The sequence below is a fragment of the Streptomyces sp. BBFR102 genome, assembly GCF_051397025.1.
Lineage (GTDB): Bacteria > Actinomycetota > Actinomycetes > Streptomycetales > Streptomycetaceae > Streptomyces.
On sequence record NZ_CP195757.1, the window covers coordinates 3,600,178 to 3,620,104 of the forward strand.

The 19,927-nt window shown below is 73.9% G+C and carries 14 protein-coding genes; 6 read left to right on the forward strand and 8 right to left on the reverse strand.

All coding sequences use genetic code 11. The annotated features are described in order from the left end of the window. The first annotated feature begins 3 nt into the window (after window positions 1-3). The 3 genes from ACSLIC_RS16175 to ACSLIC_RS16185 are packed head-to-tail and all read left to right on the forward strand — an operon-like array spanning window position 4 to window position 3,340. Window positions 4-1,554 carry a flavin-containing monooxygenase gene (locus tag ACSLIC_RS16175; protein ID WP_436740389.1) on the forward strand — a complete coding sequence of 517 codons (1,551 nt, stop codon included), beginning with the start codon at window positions 4-6 and terminating at the stop codon, window positions 1,552-1,554. Next, entirely contained in the window at window positions 1,551-2,468 is a 918-nt protein-coding gene (locus ACSLIC_RS16180) for an alpha/beta fold hydrolase (RefSeq protein ID WP_436738403.1), read from the forward strand. Before ACSLIC_RS16175 ends, ACSLIC_RS16180 begins: the two co-directional genes overlap by 4 nt. Beyond that, window positions 2,465-3,340: an SDR family oxidoreductase gene (locus ACSLIC_RS16185; RefSeq protein ID WP_436738404.1), complete on the forward strand. Its 876-nt coding sequence runs from the start codon at window positions 2,465-2,467 to the stop codon at window positions 3,338-3,340. Before ACSLIC_RS16180 ends, ACSLIC_RS16185 begins: the two co-directional genes overlap by 4 nt. 79 nt (window positions 3,341-3,419) lie before the next feature. Here the strand turns inward: ACSLIC_RS16185 and ACSLIC_RS16190 are convergent, their stop codons facing one another. Both ACSLIC_RS16190 and ACSLIC_RS16195 read right to left on the reverse strand, forming a co-directional pair. Beyond that, window positions 3,420-3,605, reverse strand: coding sequence for a hypothetical protein (locus tag ACSLIC_RS16190; protein ID WP_436738405.1), 186 nt, complete (start codon window positions 3,603-3,605; stop codon window positions 3,420-3,422). Window positions 3,606-3,705: 100 nt separating this feature from the next. Next, window positions 3,706-7,056: a S41 family peptidase gene (locus tag ACSLIC_RS16195; protein ID WP_436738406.1), complete on the reverse strand. Its 3,351-nt coding sequence runs from the start codon at window positions 7,054-7,056 to the stop codon at window positions 3,706-3,708. Window positions 7,057-7,274: 218 nt separating this feature from the next. On the opposite strand from ACSLIC_RS16195, the gene ACSLIC_RS16200 reads away from it, so the two are divergent. Further along, window positions 7,275-7,847, forward strand: a complete 573-nt coding sequence (locus ACSLIC_RS16200) for a TetR/AcrR family transcriptional regulator (RefSeq protein WP_436738407.1) — start codon at window positions 7,275-7,277, stop codon at window positions 7,845-7,847. A 183-nt stretch (window positions 7,848-8,030) separates the two neighbouring features. Next, the gene (locus tag ACSLIC_RS16205) at window positions 8,031-10,289 is read left to right on the forward strand and encodes an MMPL family transporter (RefSeq protein ID WP_436738408.1); all 2,259 of its coding nucleotides are present in this window, start codon (window positions 8,031-8,033) and stop codon (window positions 10,287-10,289) included. 78 nt (window positions 10,290-10,367) lie between these two features. Here ACSLIC_RS16205 and ACSLIC_RS16210 read toward each other — a convergent pair whose 3' ends face one another. After that, complete coding sequence (locus ACSLIC_RS16210; RefSeq protein ID WP_436738409.1) at window positions 10,368-10,826, reverse strand: SsgA family sporulation/cell division regulator; 459 nt, start codon at window positions 10,824-10,826, stop codon at window positions 10,368-10,370. A gap of 283 nt (window positions 10,827-11,109) precedes the next feature. Between ACSLIC_RS16210 and ACSLIC_RS16215 the strand changes: the two genes are divergently transcribed. Beyond that, window positions 11,110-12,339 (forward strand): serine hydrolase domain-containing protein, encoded by a 1,230-nt coding sequence (locus ACSLIC_RS16215; protein ID WP_436738410.1) that lies wholly within the window; start codon window positions 11,110-11,112, stop codon window positions 12,337-12,339. A 1,061-nt stretch (window positions 12,340-13,400) separates the two neighbouring features. On the opposite strand, the gene ACSLIC_RS16220 is transcribed toward ACSLIC_RS16215, so the two are convergent. From ACSLIC_RS16220 to ACSLIC_RS16240, 5 genes are all read right to left on the reverse strand, one after another. Beyond that, a complete protein-coding gene (locus ACSLIC_RS16220) occupies window positions 13,401-14,252 on the reverse strand; it encodes an EamA family transporter (protein WP_436738411.1) in 852 nt (283 codons plus the stop codon). Then, a complete protein-coding gene (locus ACSLIC_RS16225) occupies window positions 14,249-14,800 on the reverse strand; it encodes a YbaK/EbsC family protein (RefSeq protein WP_436738412.1) in 552 nt (183 codons plus the stop codon). Before ACSLIC_RS16225 ends, ACSLIC_RS16220 begins: the two co-directional genes overlap by 4 nt. 553 nt (window positions 14,801-15,353) lie before the next feature. Next, window positions 15,354-15,614 (reverse strand): hypothetical protein, encoded by a 261-nt coding sequence (locus tag ACSLIC_RS16230; protein ID WP_436738413.1) that lies wholly within the window; start codon window positions 15,612-15,614, stop codon window positions 15,354-15,356. Between the two features lie 505 nt (window positions 15,615-16,119). Continuing rightward, complete coding sequence (locus ACSLIC_RS16235; protein ID WP_436738414.1) at window positions 16,120-17,823, reverse strand: penicillin-binding transpeptidase domain-containing protein; 1,704 nt, start codon at window positions 17,821-17,823, stop codon at window positions 16,120-16,122. A gap of 129 nt (window positions 17,824-17,952) precedes the next feature. After that, window positions 17,953-19,575, reverse strand: coding sequence for a penicillin-binding transpeptidase domain-containing protein (locus ACSLIC_RS16240; protein ID WP_436738415.1), 1,623 nt, complete (start codon window positions 19,573-19,575; stop codon window positions 17,953-17,955). Between the last annotated feature and the right edge of the window lie 352 nt (window positions 19,576-19,927).

The window sequence follows — 19,927 nt, forward strand, 5'->3', positions numbered from 1 at the left end:
GCCATGGCCGGGAAGAGCAAGGAACCGCGGGCGGAACGCGGCGGGCATCACCGGGTGATCGTGATCGGCACCGGCTTCGGCGGCCTCGGAGCCGCCGTCCGGCTGCGCCGTGAGGGCGTCACCGACTTCGTCGTGCTGGAGCGCTCCGACTCCGTCGGCGGCACCTGGCGCGACAACAGCTACCCGGGGTGCGCCTGCGACGTCCCCTCCCACCTCTACTCCTTCTCCTTCGCGCCCAACGCCGAATGGCCGCGCACCTTCTCCGGCCAGCAGCACATCCGCGCCTACCTGGAGCAGGTCACCGACGCCTTCGGGCTGCGCCCGCACATCCGCTTCGACCACGAGGTGACGATGATGCGCTGGGACACCGAGCGGCTGATCTGGGAGGTGGAGACCAGCCGGGGCACCTTCACCGCCGACGTGGTGGTCTCCGCGACCGGGCCGCTCTCCGACCCGAAGCTGCCGGACGTGCCCGGGATCGACACCTTCCCCGGCAAGATCTTCCACTCCGCCCGCTGGGACCACGACTACGACCTGCGCGGCAAGCGCGTCGCGGTGATCGGTACCGGCGCCTCCGCCATCCAGATCGTGCCCGCCATCCAGCCCGAGGCCGGCCACCTCACCCTCTTCCAGCGCACGCCCCCGTGGGTCATGCCGCGGATGGACCGCGAGGTCACCGGCGCCGAGCGCTGGCTGCACCGCAAGCTGCCCGTCACCGCCACCGCCCGGCGCGGCATCCTCTGGGGCATCCGCGAACTCCAGGTGCAGGCGTTCACCAAGCGGCCCGGCGAGCTGGGCGCCGTCGAGGCGCTGGCCAAGTGGAACCTCGCCCGGGCCATCAAGGACCCGGCGCTGCGCGCCAAGCTCACCCCGGACTACCGCATCGGCTGCAAGCGCATCCTGCTGTCGAACACGTACTACCCGGCGCTCGCCCGGCCCAACGTCGACCTGGTCGCCGCCGGGCTCAGCGAGATCCGCGGCAACACCCTGGTCGGCGCCGACGGCAGCGAGGCCGAGGTCGACGCGATCATCTTCGGCACCGGCTTCCACGTCACCGACATGCCGATCGCCGAACGCGTCGTCGGCGAGAGCGGCGAGACCCTCGCCGCCACCTGGAAGGACGGCATGAACGCGCTGCGCGGCGCCACCGCCAGCGGGTTCCCCAACTGGATGACGATCATCGGCCCCAACACCGGCCTCGGGAACTCCTCGATGATCCTGATGATCGAGTCCCAGCTCACCTACATGGCCGACTACCTGCGCCAGCTCGACGTGCTCGGCGGCAAGGCCGCGCTCGACGCCCGCGACTCGGCCGTCACCGCGTGGAACGCCAAGGTCCAGGAGCGGATGGAGCGCACCGTCTGGGCCACCGGCGGCTGCAACAGCTGGTACCTCGACGCGTCAGGCCGCAACACCACCGTCTGGCCCGGCACCACCACCGAGTTCCGCAACGCCACCCGCCGCGTCGACCTCTCCGAGTACGAGGTGCTGCGTCCCGCCCCCGGAACCGCCGGGCAGGGCCCGCGCGGCGAGAAGGCCGGGGTGAGCGCGTGAGTCCCCGCCCCGCGGCCGTCCCGTACCGGAAGCTGACCGCCGTCTCCGCCGACGGGGCGCGGCTGAACGTCGAGGTGCACGGCGCCGAGGACGCGCCCGCGGTCGTCCTCGCCCACGGCTGGACCTGCTCCACCCGCTTCTGGGCCGCGCAGATCGCCGAACTCGCCCGCGACCACCGCGTCATCGCCTACGACCAGCGCGGCCACGGCGCCAGCCCCCTCCCGGCCACCCACGCCGCGTACTCGACCCGGGCTCTCGCCGACGACCTCGAAGCGGTCGCCGCCGCCACCCTCGCCCCGGGCGAACAGGCGGTCTTCGCCGGGCACTCGATGGGCGGCATGACGATCATGGCCGCCGCCGACCGCCCCGCCTTCCGCGAGCGGGCCGCCGCCGTGCTGCTCTGCTCCACCGGCCCCGCCGACCTGGTCGCCGAGGCCACCGTGCTGCCGCTGCGGCGCGGGCGCGCCAGGACCTGGCTGACCGGCAAGGTGCTGGGCGCCCGCGCCCCGCTCGGGCCGGTCACCGCGCTCTCCCGGAAGATCCTCAAGTACGGGACGATGGGCCCCGGTTCCGCCCCGGACCGGGTGGACGCCTGCGCCCGCGTCGTGCACGCCTGCCCGCGCCGGGCCCGGGTCGGCTGGTCGAAGGTGCTCAAGACGCTGGACCTGCGGGCCGGCGTACGGGCGCTGACGGCACCGACCGCAGTCCTCGTCGGCACCGCCGACCGGCTCACCCCGCCGGTGCACGCCCGCGCGCTCGCCGCGGCACTGCCCGCCTCGCTGGGGCTGACCCAGCTCACCGGCCAGGGCCACATGACGCCGATCGAGGCGCCCGAGGCCGTCACCGCCCGCATCCGGGAGCTGGCCGCCACGTACATCACCGTCGGCGACACCCGAGTGAAGGAGGGGGCATGAGCAAGGTCAGCCTGGAGGGACAGGTCGCGGTCGTCACCGGCGCCGCGCGCGGGGTCGGCGAGCTGCTGGCCCGCAAGCTGTCGGCGCGCGGCGCGAAGGTGGCGCTGATCGGCCTGGAGCCGGAGGAGCTGAAGGCGGTGGCCGGGCGGCTGCCCTCGGACGCCGACTGGTGGTACGCCGACGTCACCGACCACGAGGCGCTCGCACGGGTCGCCCAGGAGGTCAAGGCCCGGTTCGGGAAGGTCGACATCGTGGTCGCCAACGCCGGGGTCGCGGCCGGCGGCCCGTTCGAGGTGTCCGATCCGGTCTCCTGGCGCCGGGTGATCGAGGTCAACCTCATCGGCTCGGCCGTCACCGCGCGGGCCTTCCTGCCGGTGCTGAAGGAGAGCCGCGGCTACCTCCTCCAGATCGCCTCGCTCGCCGCCATCACCCCGGCCCCGATGATGTCGGCGTACTGCGCCTCCAAGTCGGGCGTCGAGGCGTACGCCCACTGCCTGCGGGCCGAGGTGGCGTACCAGGGGGTGAAGGTCGGGGTCGGATACCTGAGCTGGACCGACACCGACATGGTGCGCGGCGCCGACGAGAACGCCGTCATGCGCGAGCTGCGCCAGCGGCTGCCCTGGCCGGCCAACAAGACGTACCCGCTGGACCCGGCCGTCGACCGGATCGTGACGGGCATCGAGCGGCGGTCCGCCAAGGTGTACGCGCAGGGGTGGCTGCGCGGGATGCAGGCGGTGCGCGGCCATCTGCCGGGGATCATCGCCACCGTCGGGCAGCGCGAGATGAAGCGGTTCGCGCCCCGCATGGACGAGGCCGCCACCGGGCTGGTCGGCTCGGGCGGCGCGGCCGACGAGAAGCACCGGGCGGGCTGAGGGGCCCGCCCCCGGAAAGCGCCGGGGCCCGGTCCGCGGGGACGGACCGGGCCCCGACAGGCGTACGGGTGGGACAGCGTCACTGGTTGTGGTGGTGGCCGTGCTTCGGGTGGCCTGCGTGGCCCTCGGCGGAGCGGCCGTGGCGGCCGTGCGAGCGACCGGAGCCGTGCTTGCCGCTCTCCTTCGACGCGCTCTCCTTCGAGGCGGCCATCCGTTCCTTCGCCTGGTCGGCGAGGCGTTCGGCCTTGTTCCTGAACTGGTCCATGAGGCCCATCGCAACTCCTCCCCTGGGGAGATAGGGGGCATGGCTGAACACTCTCCAGCCTGGCACGCCCGCCCGCCGCCCGCATCCGCCCGGCGGGCGCTCACCCGACCTGCGGCTTCGGCGGCAGCGGCGGCCGGGCCAGGTCCGGGACGCCGGAGTGGTCGGGCGGGCTCTTCGCCGGCTCGCGCTCCAGCAGCTCCAGGGCGAGGCGGATCGCGTCGTCCAGGACCGCGTGGTGCCCCTCGACCCAGTCCAGCGGCGTGCGCACCGCCTCCAGGTCCGGTTCGACCCCGTGGTTCTCGACGCCCCAGCCGTACGCCTCGAACCAGGCCGCGTTCATCGGCACCGTGATGAACGTGCCGTCGCCGAGCCGGTGCCGTCCGGTGATGCCGACGACGCCGCCCCAGGTCCGCGAGCCGACCACCGGGCCGAGCCCCAGCAGCTTGATGGCGGCGGTGATCATGTCGCCGTCGGAGGAGGTCGCCTCGTCGGCCACCGCGACGATCGGGCCGCGCGGGGCGTTCGAGGTGTACGAGACGGGCTGGGCGTCGCGGGTGAGGTCCCAGCCGAGGATCGTGCGGGTCAGCTTCTCGATGACCAGTTCGCTGATGTGCCCGCCGGCGTTGCCGCGGACGTCGACGATGAGCGCCGGGCGGGAGACCTCCATGCGCACGTCGCGGTTGAACTGGGCCCACCCCGAGCCGCCCAGGTCCGGGATGTGCAGGTAGCCGCACTGCCCGCCGGACAGCTCGCGGACCACCGCGCGGCGCCGGGCCACCCAGTCCTGGTACCGCAACGGCCGTTCGTCGACCAGGGGGACCACGGCGACCCGGCGCGAGCGGCCCCCCTCGGCGGCGCGGAAGGTCAGCTCGACGGTGGTGCCGCCGGCCCCCGCCAGCAGCGGGTACGGCCCGGTCACCGGGTCGACCGGCCGCCCGTCGACGTGGGTGAGCGCCGCCCCCTCGCGGATGCCGGTGCCGGCCAGCGGGGAACGGGCCTTGGTGTCGGAGGAGTCACCGGGCAGGATGCGCCGGACCAGCCACTGGTCGCCGACCCGCACCAGGTCGGCGCCGAGCAGGCCCTGGGCGCGCTGGTAGTGCGGCGGGCCCTCGTTGCGGCGGGCGGGGGAGACGTAGGCGTGCGAGGTGCCCAGTTCGCCGAGGACCTCCCGGAGCAGGTCGGCGAACTCGTCCGGGGTCGCGACCCGCTCCACCAGCGGCCGGTACTGGTCGAGCACGCCCGGCCAGTCGACGCCGCACATGCCCGGGTCCCAGAAGTAGTCCCGGGTCAGCCGCCCGGCCTCCGCGTACGCCTGGCGCCACTCGGCGGGCGGGTCGACCTCGTGCAGGATGCGGCGCAGGTCGAGCCAGACCGAGGTGTCCTCGTCGCCCTGCTCGGTGGCGGGCATCGCACGCAGGTCGCCCTCGTCCAGCACGACCAGCCGGGTGCCGTCGCCGCTGGGGGCGAACGAGTCGAGGTGGCGGACGAGTTCGGTGCGGCGGCCACGGACGATGTCGAAGTGCTCCAGGGTGGGCCGCCCGGAGGTGTCGGCCGGGTTGGCGAAGGTCTCGCCGAGCGCGCCGGAGATCGGCCAACGCAGCCAGACCACCCCGCCGCCCGCCACCGGGCAGAGCGAGGAGTACTTCGAGGCGGCCACCGGGAACGGCGTCACCCGGTTCTCCAGCCCCTCCACCTCGACCATGGCCGCGCCGTCCTTCGCGTCCGCGTCCGAGGGGTCCATGCCGCCCGCCGCCGGGCGCCCGTCGGGGAGCAGCGCGAACGGTGAGGGCGTCGCCGAGGAGAGCGGGACGAGGTACGGGCGCGAGCCGAGCGGGAAGGACAGGTCGCCGGTGTGCACGTCGTAGACCGGGTCGAAGCCGCGCCAGGAGAGGAAGACCAGGTAGCGGCCGTCGCGGGTGAAGACCGGGCTCTCGTCCTCGAAGCGGCCGTTGGTGACGTCCACGATCTGCGGTTCGGAGTCGGTGACCCGGGCCATCCTGATCTGCCGCAGGGAGCGCCCGATGCCCGGGTGGGACCAGGTCAGCCAGTGGCCGTCGGGGGAGAAGGCCAGGTCGCGGACGGGCCCGTTGAGCGAGCGGACCAGTTCGGTCAGCGGCGCCCCCTCCTCGATGACCACCTCGGCCTCCGGGGCGCGCTCGCCCTCGGGCGCCGGGGCGAGCACCGTGTCGCCGACCGGATCGGTGGCGTCCAGGATCAGCAGCCGTCCGTCGCCCGAGGCCAGCGCGATGCGTTCGCCGGCCGGGTCGGCGACCATCTCCAGGACGTGGCCGAGCCGCCCGCCCGCCAGGCGCCGCTTGGGCCGGCCGCCGGTGGCGCGCGGCAGGTAGGCGATCTCCACGGCGTCCTCGCCGGCGGCGTCGGTGACGTAGGCGACGGTGCCGCCCGAGCCGAGCATCTCCGGCATCCGGGTGCGCACCCCGGGGGCGTCGGCGATGGTGCGGGCGGGGCCGTCGCGGTGGGTCAGCCAGTACAGGCTGCCGCGGACGTTGACGGCGCTGGCCCGGCCGGTGGCGTCCACCGAGATGCCGCGGACGTGCTGCGCGGCCGGGACCTGGTAGCGGCGCCGACCGGAACGCGGCCCGCCCAGGCGCACGTCGAGGCGGCGCGGGAGGGAGTCGCGGGCCAGGTCGTCGACGATCCACAGGTCGCCCGCGCACTGGTAGACGACGCGGCGGCCGTCGCTGGAGGCGTTGCGGGCGTAGCACGCGTCGTGGTCGGTGTGGCGGCGCAGGTCACCGCCGTCGGCCGCGCACGAGTAGAGGTTTCCGATGCCCTCGTGGTCGGAGAGGAAGGCGATCCGGCCGTCCACGATCATCGGCGACTCCAGGTGCCCGTCCAGGTCGGCGAGCAGCCGCTCCCCGTGCAGCCACAGCCGCCCCTGGGCCCCGCCCCGGTACCGCTTCCAGTACGCCGGCTCGTGCGGCGGCGTCGCGGTCAGCAGCAGAGTGCGGTACTCGCCGTCGACCAGGCCGACGGTCAGGTCGGTGACCGGGCCCCAGGGGAGTCTGGCGCCCGGTGAGCCGTCGGTGAGCAGGCTGTACGCCCACGTCACGTAGGAGAAGGGCTGGCCGTGGGAGGAGACGGCGATGATCTCGCCGACCGACTCGTGGCCCGGCGGGTACCAGCCGCGGACCCGGGTGTCCTGGTTCCCCCAGTAGGTGAGGCGGCGGACCGGGCCGCCGCCGGCCGGGGCCAGGTGGATCTCCGGGTCGAGGCTGCGCCAGGACGTGTACGCGACCTGGCTGCCGTCCGGCGAGAAGCGCGGCAGGCCCAGGCGGGTGCGGTCGGCGGTCATCCGCCACGCCCGGCCGGGCGTGGCCTGGCCGGGCGCGGGCAGCTCGGCCAGCCACAGGTCGTCCTCGGCGACGAAGCAGAGGCGGTCCTCGTGGAGATCGGGGAAGCGGAGGTACGCGTCGTCGGCACTCACCACTCCATGCTTTTCCCGCCACGCCGGGGCGGCAACTCGGGCCCCGGCCGCCGACGCGTGCGGCCCGGTGTGGCCGAGGGCACACGGAAGGGGGCGCGCACGGGTTTTCCCGCGGGGTAACGTCGTACGAGCTGTACGAAACCGTTTCGTTCATGACGGGGTCGTCCGCCGGCACGCGCCCGTGCCCGGGGACACCCGGCAGGCTGCGAGGAGACACCGGCATGGCAGGTACGCGCTTCACACCCGAGCGGGAGGGCGAGCTGTACACCGCCGTCCTCGGCCTGCTCCGTGAGGTCGGGTACGACGCCCTGACGATGGACGCCGTCGCGGCGCGCGCCCGCACCAGCAAGGCCACCCTCTACCGCCAGTGGGGGAGCAAGGCCGAACTGGTCGTGCGGGCACTCAGATGCGAGAAGCCGGTCCACCTCGACGAAGTGGACACCGGCTCGCTCCGCGGCGACCTCGACGCCGTCCTGGAGCTGGCCGACGACGAGCGGCTGGAGCAGGACACCGCGCTGATGCGCGGCCTGATGCAGGCGGCCTCGGCCAGCCCCGAACTCCACGACGCGCTGATCAGCCAGCTGATCAACCCGGAGACGGAGGGAGTCGGCACCCTGCTGCGCCGGGCCGTCGACCGCGGCGAGGTCGCGGCCGACAACCCGGCACTCGGTTACGTGACGCACATGATGATCGGCGCGCTCGCCGCGCGGCTGCTCATCGAGAACCGGCCGGTGGACCGGGCCTTCCTCCGCCACTACGTGCACTCCGTGGTCTTCCCCGCCCTCGGAGCCTGACCGCGCCGCCCGCCCCGGCCAGGGGCCGGGCGTCGCGACGACCGCACAGCGCAGCCGCGTACGAACACGCCGCGTCCCCGGGCGCGGCAGGCACCCGTCCGCACCTGACCGACACGCCGCTCTCGTCGTCGGGCTGAGCACCTGCGTCCCGAACCCCTACGACATGAACGGGAGTACGCCCCCGTGGCCACTTTCCTCCACACGATCGGACGGTTCGCCTTCCGGCGCCGCGGCATCGTCGCCCTGGTGTGGGTGGCGCTGCTGGCGCTCGCCGGAGTCGGCGCCGCCACCGCGTCCACCGCGACCTCCAACTCCTTCTCCATACCCGGCACGGAGGCGCAGCGCGCCTTCGACCTGCTGGAGGAGCGCTACCCGGGCCAGAGCGCCGACGGGGCCTCCGCGCGCGTCGTCTTCAAGGCGCCCGAGGGCGAGAAGATCACCGCGCCCGAGAACGCGGCCGAGGTCTCCGGCATCGTCAAGGAGTTGAAGGACGGCTCGGACCAGATCGCCTCCGTCGCCGACCCCTTCGACGAGAAGGCCCCCGCCGTCAGCCGGGACGGCACCACCGCCTACATCACCGTCACCTACGACGTCAGCTCCTTCGAACTGACCGAGAAGACCCGGGACTCCCTGAAGAACGCCGGGAACGACGCCCGCGAGGGCGGCATGACCGTGGAGATCGGCGGTGACGCGCTGATGGTGATGCCTCAGACCGGGATCACCGAGGTCATCGGCGTGGTCGTGGCCGGCATCGTCCTGGTCGTCACCTTCGGCTCGCTGGTCGCCGCCGGACTGCCGCTGATCACCGCGCTGATCGGCGTCGGCATCGGCGTCTCCACCATCACCGCGCTCGCCTCCGTGATGGACCTCGGCTCCACCACCGCGACCCTCGCGATGATGATCGGCCTGGCCGTCGGCATCGACTACGCCCTCTTCATCGTCTCCCGCTACCGCGCCGAACTGGCCGAGGGCCGGGAGCGCGAGGAGGCCGCCGGACGGGCCGTGGGCACCGCCGGCTCCGCCGTGGTCTTCGCCGGCCTGACCGTGGTCATCGCCCTGGCGGGCCTGGCCGTCGTCAACATCCCGATCCTCACCAAGATGGGTGTGGCCGCCGCGGGCACCGTCGTCCTGGCCGTCCTCGTCGCCATCACCCTCATCCCGGCCTTCCTCGGCTTCGCCGGGGAGCGGATCGTCTCGCGCAAGGACCGCAAAGCCCGCAAGGCCGCCGCCGGGCGGGCCGCCACCGGCGAGGTCCTCGCCGAGGACATTCCGCGCGACAACGGCGGCACCCGCTGGGCCCGCTTCGTCCAGCGCCGCCCCGTCATGGTGCTGCTCGCCGGCGTGATCGGCCTCGGCGTCATCGCCGTCCCGGCCGCCTCGCTGGAGATGGGCCTGCCGGACGACGGCGCCCAGCCCACGTCCAGCTCCCCGCGCAAGGCGTACGACCTGCTCTCCGACGGCTTCGGCCCCGGCTTCAACGGCCCGCTGGTCGGCGTCGTCGACCTCAAGGGGAGCGGCGACCAGGAGGCCGTGCTGGAGCGGATCACCGGGGAGATCCAGAAGAACGAGCACGTCGTCGCCGTGACGCCGCCGGTGCCCAACCGGGCCGGCGACACCGCGATGTTCACGGTCATCCCCAAGGACCGGCCCAACTCCTTTGAGACCGAGACGCTCGTCCACGACATCCGCGACCTCGGCGACACGCTGAAGGCCGAGGACGGAGCCGAGGTCTCCGTCACCGGCGCCACCGCGATGAACATCGACTTCTCGGAGAAGATGAACGACGCCCTGCTGCCCTACCTGGCGCTCGTCGTCGGCCTCGCCTTCCTGCTGCTGATGGTGGTCTTCCGGTCGGTCCTGGTGCCGCTCAAGGCCGCACTCGGCTTCCTGCTCTCGGTGGTGGCCGCGCTCGGCGCCGTCGTCGCGGTCTTCCAGTGGGGTTGGCTCGGCGGGCTCTTCGGGGTCGAGCAGCCCGGCCCGATCATGAGCGTGATGCCGATCCTGATGGTCGGCGTGGTCTTCGGCCTCGCCATGGACTACGAGGTCTTCCTCGTCACCCGCATGCGCGAGGCGTACGTCCACGGGGAGTCGCCCTCGCAGGCCATCACCACCGGCTTCCGCCACGGCGCCCGCGTCGTGACGGCGGCGGCGGTCATCATGATCGCGGTCTTCGCCGGGTTCATCGGCTCCACCGAGCAGATGATCAAGATGATCGGCTTCGGCCTCGCCATCGCCGTCTTCTTCGACGCCTTCGTGGTGCGGATGGCGATCGTCCCGGCAGTGCTCGCCCTGCTCGGCCAGCGCGCCTGGTGGCTGCCGCGCTGGCTGGACCGTGCCCTGCCCGACTTCGACGTGGAGGGCGACAAGCTCCGCAAGAAGCTCGACGCGGACGCCGCCGAGGGCGGTGCGGGCAAGGAGGAGCGTCAGACGGTCTCCGCCTGACCACGGCCCCAGGGCGGCCCCGCACCGGGAGTCGGTGCGGGGCCGCCCCGCGTCCGGGGCCGCCCCGGCCGGCGCGGGTCAGCCGGGGGCGCCGACCCGGGTCGTACCGGTGGTGGCGGTGGTCGCGGCGGTGGGCCCGGACCCGGGATCGTGAGCGGAGGCCGCCACAGCGGGCTCACCGGCCGGCCCCTCCGCGTGCGTACGCCGCAGGAAGCGGACGAGCACCACCGCGTCGAACTGGATGACCAGCGGCTCCTCGCCCTGGGCGTGGAACTCCACGACGGTCTGCACCCGCCCGCACGGCCACACCCGGACCGGGCCCTCGGCACGGGCGGTGCGCAGGCCCGCCTCCAGCAGGGCGCGCGGAACCTCCCGGTCCGGGGAGGCGAAACCGGCCCCGGGGAAGTGGAGGACGACCGGGCACTCCGCGCTGTCGGCCGCCTCGGGGGTGTACCGCAGCAGGACCGGGACGGCGAAGTGGTCGTTGCCGTCGGTGACGATGTACCCACGGGCGCGCTGCTCGACTGCGGCAGTCATCGTGCTGTCCTCCTGAGGCGAAGGAGTCCGGCGGCGGGGTCGTCGCGGCGGACTCGTCCGGCGGGTCCCGGCCGGTGAGGGCGGCGGAACCCTTGTACTCCTGCGCTGTGTCGCCCAGAAGCCCGCCCCTTGTGCGATGAATATCCCATAAGAAGGGGAAATCCTCCTGGCGAGGTCCCGCCCTCCCACCCCACCGCGTGCTGCCGAGCACCCTCGGTGACCGGGCCGGGGCCCCGGGGCCACCCCCGTCAGCCCCGGCCCTCGCATCTGTGACCATGGAACGGTGAACGACACCGCCGAGGCCACCGGCCACCCCGCCCCCGACGAGCAGGACCCCGCGCCGGAACCCGTCGCCGTCCACGGCACGGTCGCCCCCGGCTACGAGCCGGTCCGCGACGCCTTCGCCCGCAACTTCGCCCAGCTCGGCGACCGCGGTGCCGCCGTCACCGTCCACCGCCACGGCAGCCCCGTCGTCGACCTGTGGGCCGGCACCCGCGACCACGACGGCACGGCGCCCTGGGAGCGCGGCACCGCGCAGGTCGTCCACTCCGTCACCAAGGGCGTCTCCGCCGCCGCCCTCCTCCTGCTCCACCAGCGCGGCCGTCTCGACCTCGACGCCCCGGTCAGCACCTACTGGCCCGAGTACGCCGCCCAGGGCAAGGGGCGCACCCTCGTCCGCCACCTCCTCGCCCACCGGGCGGGCGTCCCCGTCCTGGACCGGCCGCTCACCCCCGAGCAGGCCGCCCGCCCCGGCACCGGCGCCGCCGCCGTCGCCGCCCAGGCCCCCGTCTGGGAACCCGGCACCGAGCACGGCTACCACGCGCAGACCTACAGCTGGCTCACCGGCGAACTCGTCCGCCGCGTCACCGGGGTGTCGCTCGGCCGCCACGTCGCCGAGGAGATCGCCGGGCCGCTCGGGCTCGACCTGTGGATCGGGCTCCCGGCCGCAGAGAAGGACCGCGTCGGGCGGTCCGGGCCCGTCGCCGCCCCCGAGCGCGGCGGAGGGCTGCGGCTCCGTCCGCGCCGGAACGTCCAGGACGCCTACCGCGACCCCGCCTCCCTCACCCGCCGCGCCTTCGACGCCGTCGCCCCGCCCGCCGACCAGAACAGCCCCGCCTACCACGCCGCCGAACTCCCCGGCGCCAACGGCATCGCCACCGCGCACGCCCTCTCCCGCTTCTACGCCTCCCTGATCGGCCCCGTCGAACACGGGCCGCGTCTCTTCGCTCCCGCCACGCTGGCGCTGGCTCGCACGGTGGAGTCCGAGGGGGCTGACCGGGTGCTGGTCGTTCCGACGCGGTTCGGGCCCGGGTTCATGCTGCACGGGGCTGCCGCGCCCCTGCTCGCCGACGGGTCCTTCGGCCACCCCGGCCGCGGGGGGTCCCTCGGCTTCGCCGACCCGGAGAGCGGGGTCGCCTTCGGTTACGTCACCAACGGGCTCCAGAAGACCGTCACCAACGACCCGCGGGCCCAAGCGCTTGTCCGCGCGGTGCGCGGGGTTCTCCAGGGGTAGCCTCACTCGTCGGCTGGGCTCGTTGGCCTCAGCCCGGGCCGGGCTGTCCTTGGCTGGGCTGCGCCCGGGCCGGGCTGTCCTTGGCTGGGCTGCGCCCGGGCCGGGCTGTCCTTGGCTGGGCTGCGCCCGGGCCGGGCTGTCCTTGGCTGGGCTCCGCCCCGTTCTGCCGCCTTCTGGCCGTGCCGGCCCGCGCTGGCCTCAAGCGCCGGCCGGGCTGGGTTTCGGCTGGGCTTCGCCCCGTTCTGCGGCCTTCTCGACCGTGCCGGTCACGGATGGCCTCAGGCGCCGGCCGGGCTGTCTTCGGCTGGGGTCCGCCTCGACTGTGCCGCCTTCTGCCCGTGCCGGTCACCGATTGGCCTCAAACGCCGGCCGGGCTGTGGGGGTTCGCGGTTCGTTCGTCGTGTTGGTCGGGCGTGGCCGTGCCGGGGTACCTCCTCACAAACTGCCAGGTGCGGGGACTGTCGCTTCAAGGCGGGCTCGGGGCAGTTTGCTGCGGGGGCACCCCGGCACGGCCCCGCCCTTCCCTCTCGTCGGCGTCGAACCGCCGGTGGGAGGAGAGAAAACAGACCGTCCCCGAGGAGTCTTTGGGGCCTGCTGAGGGGAGGTCGGTGGTGACTGTGGCGAACAGAACAATCGGGGACGGCCTCCTCCGCCCTCCGGCGGTTGGCCGCGTACGAGACCGTGGGGTGGGGTCGTGTCGGGGTGCCCCCGCAGCAAACTGCCGCCAACCCGCCATGCTCCAACTGTCCCCGCACCTGGCAGTTTGTGAGGAGGTACCCCGGCGCGGCACCGCCCCACCCACGCACCGGAGGAACCGCGAACCCCTATAGCCCGGCCGGCGTTTGAGGCCATCGGTGACCGGAACGGTCAAGGAGCCGCACAGCCGGGGCGGCCCCCGGCCAAGGGCAGCCCCGTCGGGGCCGAGGCCAGTCGGCGACCGGCACGGGCGGACAGAGCCGAGCCGGAGGAAAGCCAAGCCGGGCCGCAGGCCAACCAGCAGGGCCGCAGCCCAGTAAGCCGGGCCGCAGGCCAATGAGCCGGGCCGGCAAGTGAGGCCCGCCCTAGCCGAGGTGCAGCATCAGCCCGATCCCCGCAGCCATCACAGCCGCGGCCAGCAGCCGCGGCGCCCCGAACCGCTCCTTGAAGAAGAACGCCCCGATCAGCGCGCCCACGATGATCGACGACTCCCGCAGCGCCGCCACCGGGGCGAGCGGTGCCCGGGTCTGTGCCCAGAGGACGAGCCCGTAGGCCGCCATGGACAGCGCCGCCCCGAGCAACCCCCGTGCCGCGTGCGGCCGAAGCGAGGGGAGCAGGGCACGCCCCCGCCGGGCAAAGGCGTACGCGGGGATGGCGATGCCTTCCAGGACCATCAGCCAGGCGAGGTACCCGACGGGGCTGCCGGCGGCCCGTACCCCCGCCCCGTCCACGACGGTGTACGCGGCGATGGCGAGCCCCGTCGTCACGGCGGCGGTCAGCGCGGGCCAGTCGGGCCGCTTGCCGGAGCTGCGGACGCCCCAGAGGGCGAGCCCGACCAGCCCGGCGCTGGCGAGCGCGACCCCCGCCCCCTGCCAGCGGTCCAGGCGCTCGCCGAGGAGGACGGCGGCCAGCACGGTGACGACCAGCGGCGCGGTACCGCGCGCGATCGGGTACATCTGGCCGAAGTCGCCGAGCGAGAACGACCGCATCAGCAGCAACTGGTAGCCGACGTGGAGGGCCGCCGACACCAGCAGGTACGGCCAGGCTCCGGCGGCGGGCAGCGCGGTGAAGCAGGCGAGCACCGCGGCGATCACCGCGGCCCCGCCGCTGATCAGCGTGAACGCGGTCAGCTGGTCCTTGATGGCGTGGGCGAGGGCGTTCCACGCGGCGTGAGTGAAGGCGGCCAGCAGCACGGCCGCCGCGACCACCGGCGTCATTCAGCCGACTCGCGTACGTCCACGAGGGTCGCCCCCGCATGGCGGACCAGGTCGGCCGGGGCCATCGGGAAGACGGTGTGCGGGGTGCCGGCGGCAGCCCACACCTCGGGGTGCGCCAGCAGGCGGCGGTCGGCGAGGACGGGGGTACGGGTGCGGTGCCCGAAGGGCGGGACCCCGCCGATGGCGTACCCGGTGGTCTCGCGCACCAGCTCGGCCTTGGCCCGGGTCACCTTGGCGGCGCCGAGCGCGTCGCGGATCTGGTCGAGATCGGCGCGGGAGGCGCCGTCGAGGAGGACCAGCACGGGGACGGGGCCCTCCGAGCCGGGCAGGCCGTGGGCGGCGAAGATCAGCGACTTGACGATGGCGGCCAGTTCGCAGCCGACGGCCGCGGCGGCCTCCTCGGCGGTCCGGGTGGCCTCGGGGAACTTCCGTACACGCGCGGTCACTTCGCCCAGGCCGAGCGCCTGGAGCGCCTCGGCGAAGCGGGGGAGGACGACGGAGGGGGCGGCCTCCGCGGCGGTCGGCGCGGTGGTCTCGGATGTGCTCATGGTGCGCACCGTAACGGCAGGTGTCAGCGCCACGCGAGGGCGTTCCCTGCTCGGGACGGTGCACAGGTGGTGCACGGGGGCTCGGGGCGGCGCGTCGACCATGGTTCCGGCCGCGCGGTGCAGGCGGGTGGGAGGGACCGAGCCGTTGTGAGGGGTGGGCCGAGGACGATCGGCGAGGTGGCGCCGGGTCGCGAACCGCCGGCCGGGTAGCCGATGTCCGCCTGGGCGGGAGGAAGCAGGACCGCCCCCTGGGAGCCCGGGGCGCCCGTCGGCTGACCCGCACCCCGGGCGCGTACAACCGGCCAACCCTGCAACGGCATCCGGACAGGGTTATGCGTGGGCGGACATGGCTATGCGTTCAGCCCGTACGGTGACGCCAGCCCAGGAGGAGCTGAACCACTGTGTACGACCGCACCCTTGCCGTGCCGCGCGAGGAGCGGGGCCAGGCCGCAGCCTCGGTAGGCATCGCCTGCTGCATGCACTGCCACCGCCTCACCAAGAGCCCCGTCCCCCTCCGCACCATCCGCAGCACCTGCGGCCCCACCACCACCCTCTACAGCTGCCCCCCGTGCACCTCAACACCCCCCACCCAGGCACCCCCCACCCTGACCACATCCACCTCGGTCGCATCCACCTCGGTCGCATCCACCTCGGTCGCATCCACCTCGGTCACATCCACCTCGGTCGCATCCGCCTCGGTCGTATCCGCCTCGGCCGTATCCGCCTCGGCCACATCCGCCTCGGCCACATCCACTTCGGCCGTATCCGCCTCGGCCGTATCCACCCCGGTCGCACCCACCTCGACCACATCCACCTCGGCCACATCCGGCCGGGCGAAATCCAGCCCGGCCGGCGTTTGAGGCCATCCTTGACCGGCAGGTCGGGCGCCCGCTCAGCCACTTCCAGCCCGGCCGGCGCTTGAGGCCGCCTTCGACCGGCAGGTCGGGGTCACCTCGGCCACATCCGGCCGGGCGAAGTCCAGCCCGGTCGGCCCGCGAGGCCACCCTTGACCGGAGGTCAGGCGCCACCCCGGCCACCCCAGCCCGGCCGGCCCAAGAGGCCACCCTTGACGGACGGCCCGGACACCCGGGCCACCCCACAGCCCCGCCGGCACCTGAGGCCACCCCGCCCACGTCACCCCGTGGCATCCACCCAGGCGATGGCCCCCGCCACCAGGGTGATGAGGACCAGCCCCAGCACGAGGGTCCCCAACAGAATCACCTTGCGCACAGACCGCACATCCACGGAGCATCCTCCACAGGCAGGGAATCCAGCGACGACCGAGCCAGGTCGGCCCGGCCCCGCTCACCCCTACCCCGTCAGGACCCCAGCAGCACCGCCCGCACCAACGGACCTGCCGACGCCCCGCCCCGGCCCCCCTCCTGGACGACGGCCGCAGCCGCCACGTCCCCGCGCCAGGCGGTGAACCATCCGTTGGGCTTCTTCTGGTTGTCCACCTCGGCGCTGCCGGTCTTGGCGCCGACATCCGTGCCGAGCCCGGCCATCGGCTCCGCCCCGGACCCGGCGACGGCGGTGTGCGTGAGCAGCGCCTTGAGCTGGCTCTGCGCCGACTCGGAGAGCTTCCGCCCGGCCTTGGCCAGGGACCGGTCGTCGACCTCGGGCGAGACCAGGTAGGGCTGGTGGAAGTCGCCGGTCTTGGCGGTGGCGATGACGGAGGCCATGTTCAGCGGGTTGGCGCGGACGCCGCCCTGGCCGATCAGCGAGGCCGCCATCGAGGCGTCCGACTGGACGGGGACGGCGCCGTCGAACGAGGGGACCCCGATCGCCCAGTCGTCCTTGCCCAGCCCGAAGACCTGCTGCGCCTGCTTGGTCAGGTCGTCGTCCTCCAGCTTCTTCGCCTGGCTGATGAAGGCCGTGTTGCAGGAGGAGCCGAAGCTGTCCCGGAACGTACCGCCGGTGATCTTGAACTTCTCGACGTTCTGGAACTTCCAGCCGCCGTACGAGGAGTACTTGGGGCAGGGGTGCTTGCGGTCGATCGCCGCGAGGTCCTTCTCCAGGAGCATCGACGCCGAGACGATCTTCATCGTGGAGCCGGGGGCCAGCGAGCCCTGGAAGGCGACGTTGAACCCGGCCGGGTTGGAGTTGGCGAAGGCGAGGATCTCCCCGGTGGAGGGGCGCAGCGCCACCACCGACGCCTTCTTCCGCTCGGCCACCTCCTTCTCCGCGGTGGCCTGGGCCTTGGCGCTGAGCGTGGTCCGCAGCGTGCCCTCCTCGCCCTCGGCGAGGGTCAGCAAGGTCTTGTCGGGGACCTCGTCGGCCTCCTCGGACCCGGCGTCCGCGCCCTTGGCGGCCTTCTTCTCCGCGTCGGACTTCTCGGCCCGGACGACGCGGAGTTCGACGCCGGGTGTGCCGCCGGCCTTCTCGCCGTACCGCTCGCGCAGGCTGTCCAGGACGTTGCCGAGCGAGGGGTACTTCTCCTTCGTCAGCTCCCCGCCGTCCCGGTCCAGGGCGCGGATCGGGGGGGTGCCGGCCTCGCCGGTCACCAGCCGGTCGCCTTCGGCGAGGTCGGGGTGGAGGACGGAGGGCTGCCAGTGGACCAGCGGGCGGCCGTCGGAGGCGCGGCGCACCACGGTCAGCTCCGACTCGTACGCCCAGGGCTTGTCGGTCTTCTCCCAGGTGACGGTGGTGGCCACCGAGAAGGGCACCTTCGCCTTGGCGCGCTTGCCCTTCTGGATCTCCACCGGCCCGGTCCTCGCGCTCTTCGCGTACGCGTCCAGAGCGGCCTGGGCGGCGGTGGGCGCGTCGGTCTGCCGGGCGGCCCTGGCGGGTTCGCCCGCCGCCCAGGCGTCGAGGAACTTGGTCGCGGCACCCTTGACCTCGGCCGCCGTCAGCGGGCCGGTGGGTATCTCGGCGGCCTGGTCGGCCGCCCCGTTCCCGCCGGTGAACGCCCAGGCGCCCACCCCGGCGCCTATCACCGCGGCGGTGGCCGCGCCGATCACCGCGTACTTCCTGGTGTTGTTGCCGCCCGGCTCGCGCCGCACCTCGCGTCGTCTCTTGCCCACAGTCCCCTCCGCAGCTCCGCCGCCCCCTCGGCACCGACGGGGCCCAGCGTAGTGCCGCGCACCGACACCCCGTCCCCTGGCAGCTCGGCCGGGGACGGGCGCGCGGAGCAGGTGGTTCCGTACGCCGGGTCAGGCGCCGGAGCGCAGTACGGCGGCGACGATCGGGCCGGCGTTCTCGCCGCCCCGGCCGCCCTGTTCGGCGACGGCGGCGACGGCCAGGTCGCCGCGGTAGGCGGTGAACCAGCTGTTGGCCGCCGTCTGCCCGTCGACCTCCGCCGAGCCGGTCTTCGCGCCGATGTCGCCGCCCAGCCCGGCGAGGGCACCGGCCGCGCTGCCGGAGGTCGCGGTGCGGTGCATCATGGCGCGCAGCTGTGCCGCGGTGCCCGGCGCCAGGCCGCGCGCCCGGGCGAGCGGGCCGTCGATCATCTCGCGCGGCACCAGCACCGGCTGCCGGAAGGCGCCGGTGCGGGCGGTGGCGGTGATCGAGGCGAGGGTGAGCGGGTTCAGCTGGACCTGGCCCTGGCCGATCAGCGCGGCCGCCGTGTCGGGGCCGCCCGAGGCCGGGACCTTGCCGTCGAAGGTGGGGACACCTACGCGCCAGTCGTCGCGGGCCAGGCCGAAGACCTCCTGGGCCTGGCGGGTGAGGTCGTCGTCCTTCAGCTCGTCGGCGAACTTCACGAAGGCGGTGTTGCAGGAGCGGGCGAAGCTGTCGGCGAGGGTGGCGTTCTCGTTCGGCGCGAGCCCCGGCAGGTTGCCGAAGGTCTGGTTCTGCCAGACGGCCGACGGCGGGCAGGGCGCGGGCCGTTCGGCGGCGGTCAGTCCCTTGTCGATGAGGAGCGAGGCCGAGACGATCTTCATCGTGGAGCCGGGGGCGAGCTGGCCGAGCACGGAGGCGTCGAAGCCGTCCTTCCGGTGGTCGGCCACGGCCAGGATCTCGCCGGTACTGGGCCGCAGCGCCACCACCGACGCCTCCGCCCGGCCTGCCACCGCCTGCTCGGCGGCGCGCTGGGCCGCCGCGGAGAGTGTGGTGCGGACCGTGCCCGGCTCGCCCTTGGCGAGGGTGAGCAGGGTCTGCCTCGGCTCGCCGCCCTCGGGGTCGATCCACAGTTCGACGCCGGGCTCGCCGCCCGCCTGCTTGCCGTACCGGTCCCGCAGGGTGTCCAGCAGCGGGCCGAGCGAGGGGTGCTCGGAGCGCTTCAATTCCTGGCCCGCCCGGTCGACCAGGCGGATCGGCGGCACCTCGGCCTCCCCGGCCTCCAGGGTGTCGCCCGCCTGGAGGTCGGGGTGGAGCACCTGGGGCGACCAGTCGACCAGGGCCCGCCCGGTCGTCTCGCCCCGGACGACCTCCAGCTCACCGTCGTACTTCCAGGTGCCGCGGTGTTCGCCGACGGCGACGGTGGCCTCGACCGCGTAACCGACGGTGCGGCCGACCGGCTCCTCGGCGGTGACGCGCACGTGGCTGACGCGGGCGGTCTCGAAGTAGTCGGTGAGCGCGGTACGGGCGGAGACGGCGTCGTCGGTGAGTTGGGCCGCCCCGGCCACGTCCCGACGGGCCCAGGCCGCGAAGAACTCCTCGGCCGCCTTGGCCGCTTCGGCGCGGGTCGGCGGGCCGGCCGGCCTCTCGGCCTCGGCCGCCGGGACCCGGTCGCCCTCTCCCACGTCGCCGACCAGGTCGTACACGCCGTACCCGGCAGCCGCCACCATGCCCAGAAACACCCCGCCGACCAGCGCGGCCTTGGCTCCGTTGCGCACTGACCTTCCCTCCCCGTCTCCCCGGGCGGCCATGTGAACGTGTTCGAACAACCGCTCTCCGTGCACTCTAAGCACGGGAATGGTCATGTGGAGGTAAGAATGCGGCGATCACGCTTGGGAATGGACCATTCCGTCACGTGCCGCCAGATCCCCGCCGACCAGGGCCGCACTCACCGCTACCGTCGGCGTACGACCGAGCCCGACGTTCCCGCCCGCACCAGGCCCTGCGAAGGGTGCCGCGTCCCGCAACCGGTTCTGCGGGCCGTCGATCTGCCCACGGAGGCCGACGGCCAGGGCCCGGCGGCTTGCCCCGCAGTTCCAGGGCTTCGGGCAACGGCTGGACGTGCCTCTC

Excerpts from the sequence above, each read along its gene's own strand:
- ACSLIC_RS16220 (WP_436738411.1), bottom strand. The coding sequence starts at position 14,252 with ATGACGCCGGTGGTCGCGGCGGCCGTGCTGCTGGCCGCCTTCACTCAC.
- ACSLIC_RS16210 (WP_436738409.1), bottom strand. The coding sequence starts at position 10,826 with ATGACTGCCGCAGTCGAGCAGCGCGCCCGTGGGTACATCGTCACCGAC.
- ACSLIC_RS16200 (WP_436738407.1), top strand. The coding sequence starts at position 7,275 with ATGGCAGGTACGCGCTTCACACCCGAGCGGGAGGGCGAGCTGTACACC.
- ACSLIC_RS16225 (WP_436738412.1), bottom strand. The coding sequence starts at position 14,800 with ATGAGCACATCCGAGACCACCGCGCCGACCGCCGCGGAGGCCGCCCCC.
- ACSLIC_RS16190 (WP_436738405.1), bottom strand. The coding sequence starts at position 3,605 with ATGGACCAGTTCAGGAACAAGGCCGAACGCCTCGCCGACCAGGCGAAG.
- ACSLIC_RS16185 (WP_436738404.1), top strand. The coding sequence starts at position 2,465 with ATGAGCAAGGTCAGCCTGGAGGGACAGGTCGCGGTCGTCACCGGCGCC.
- ACSLIC_RS16175 (WP_436740389.1), top strand. The coding sequence starts at position 4 with ATGGCCGGGAAGAGCAAGGAACCGCGGGCGGAACGCGGCGGGCATCAC.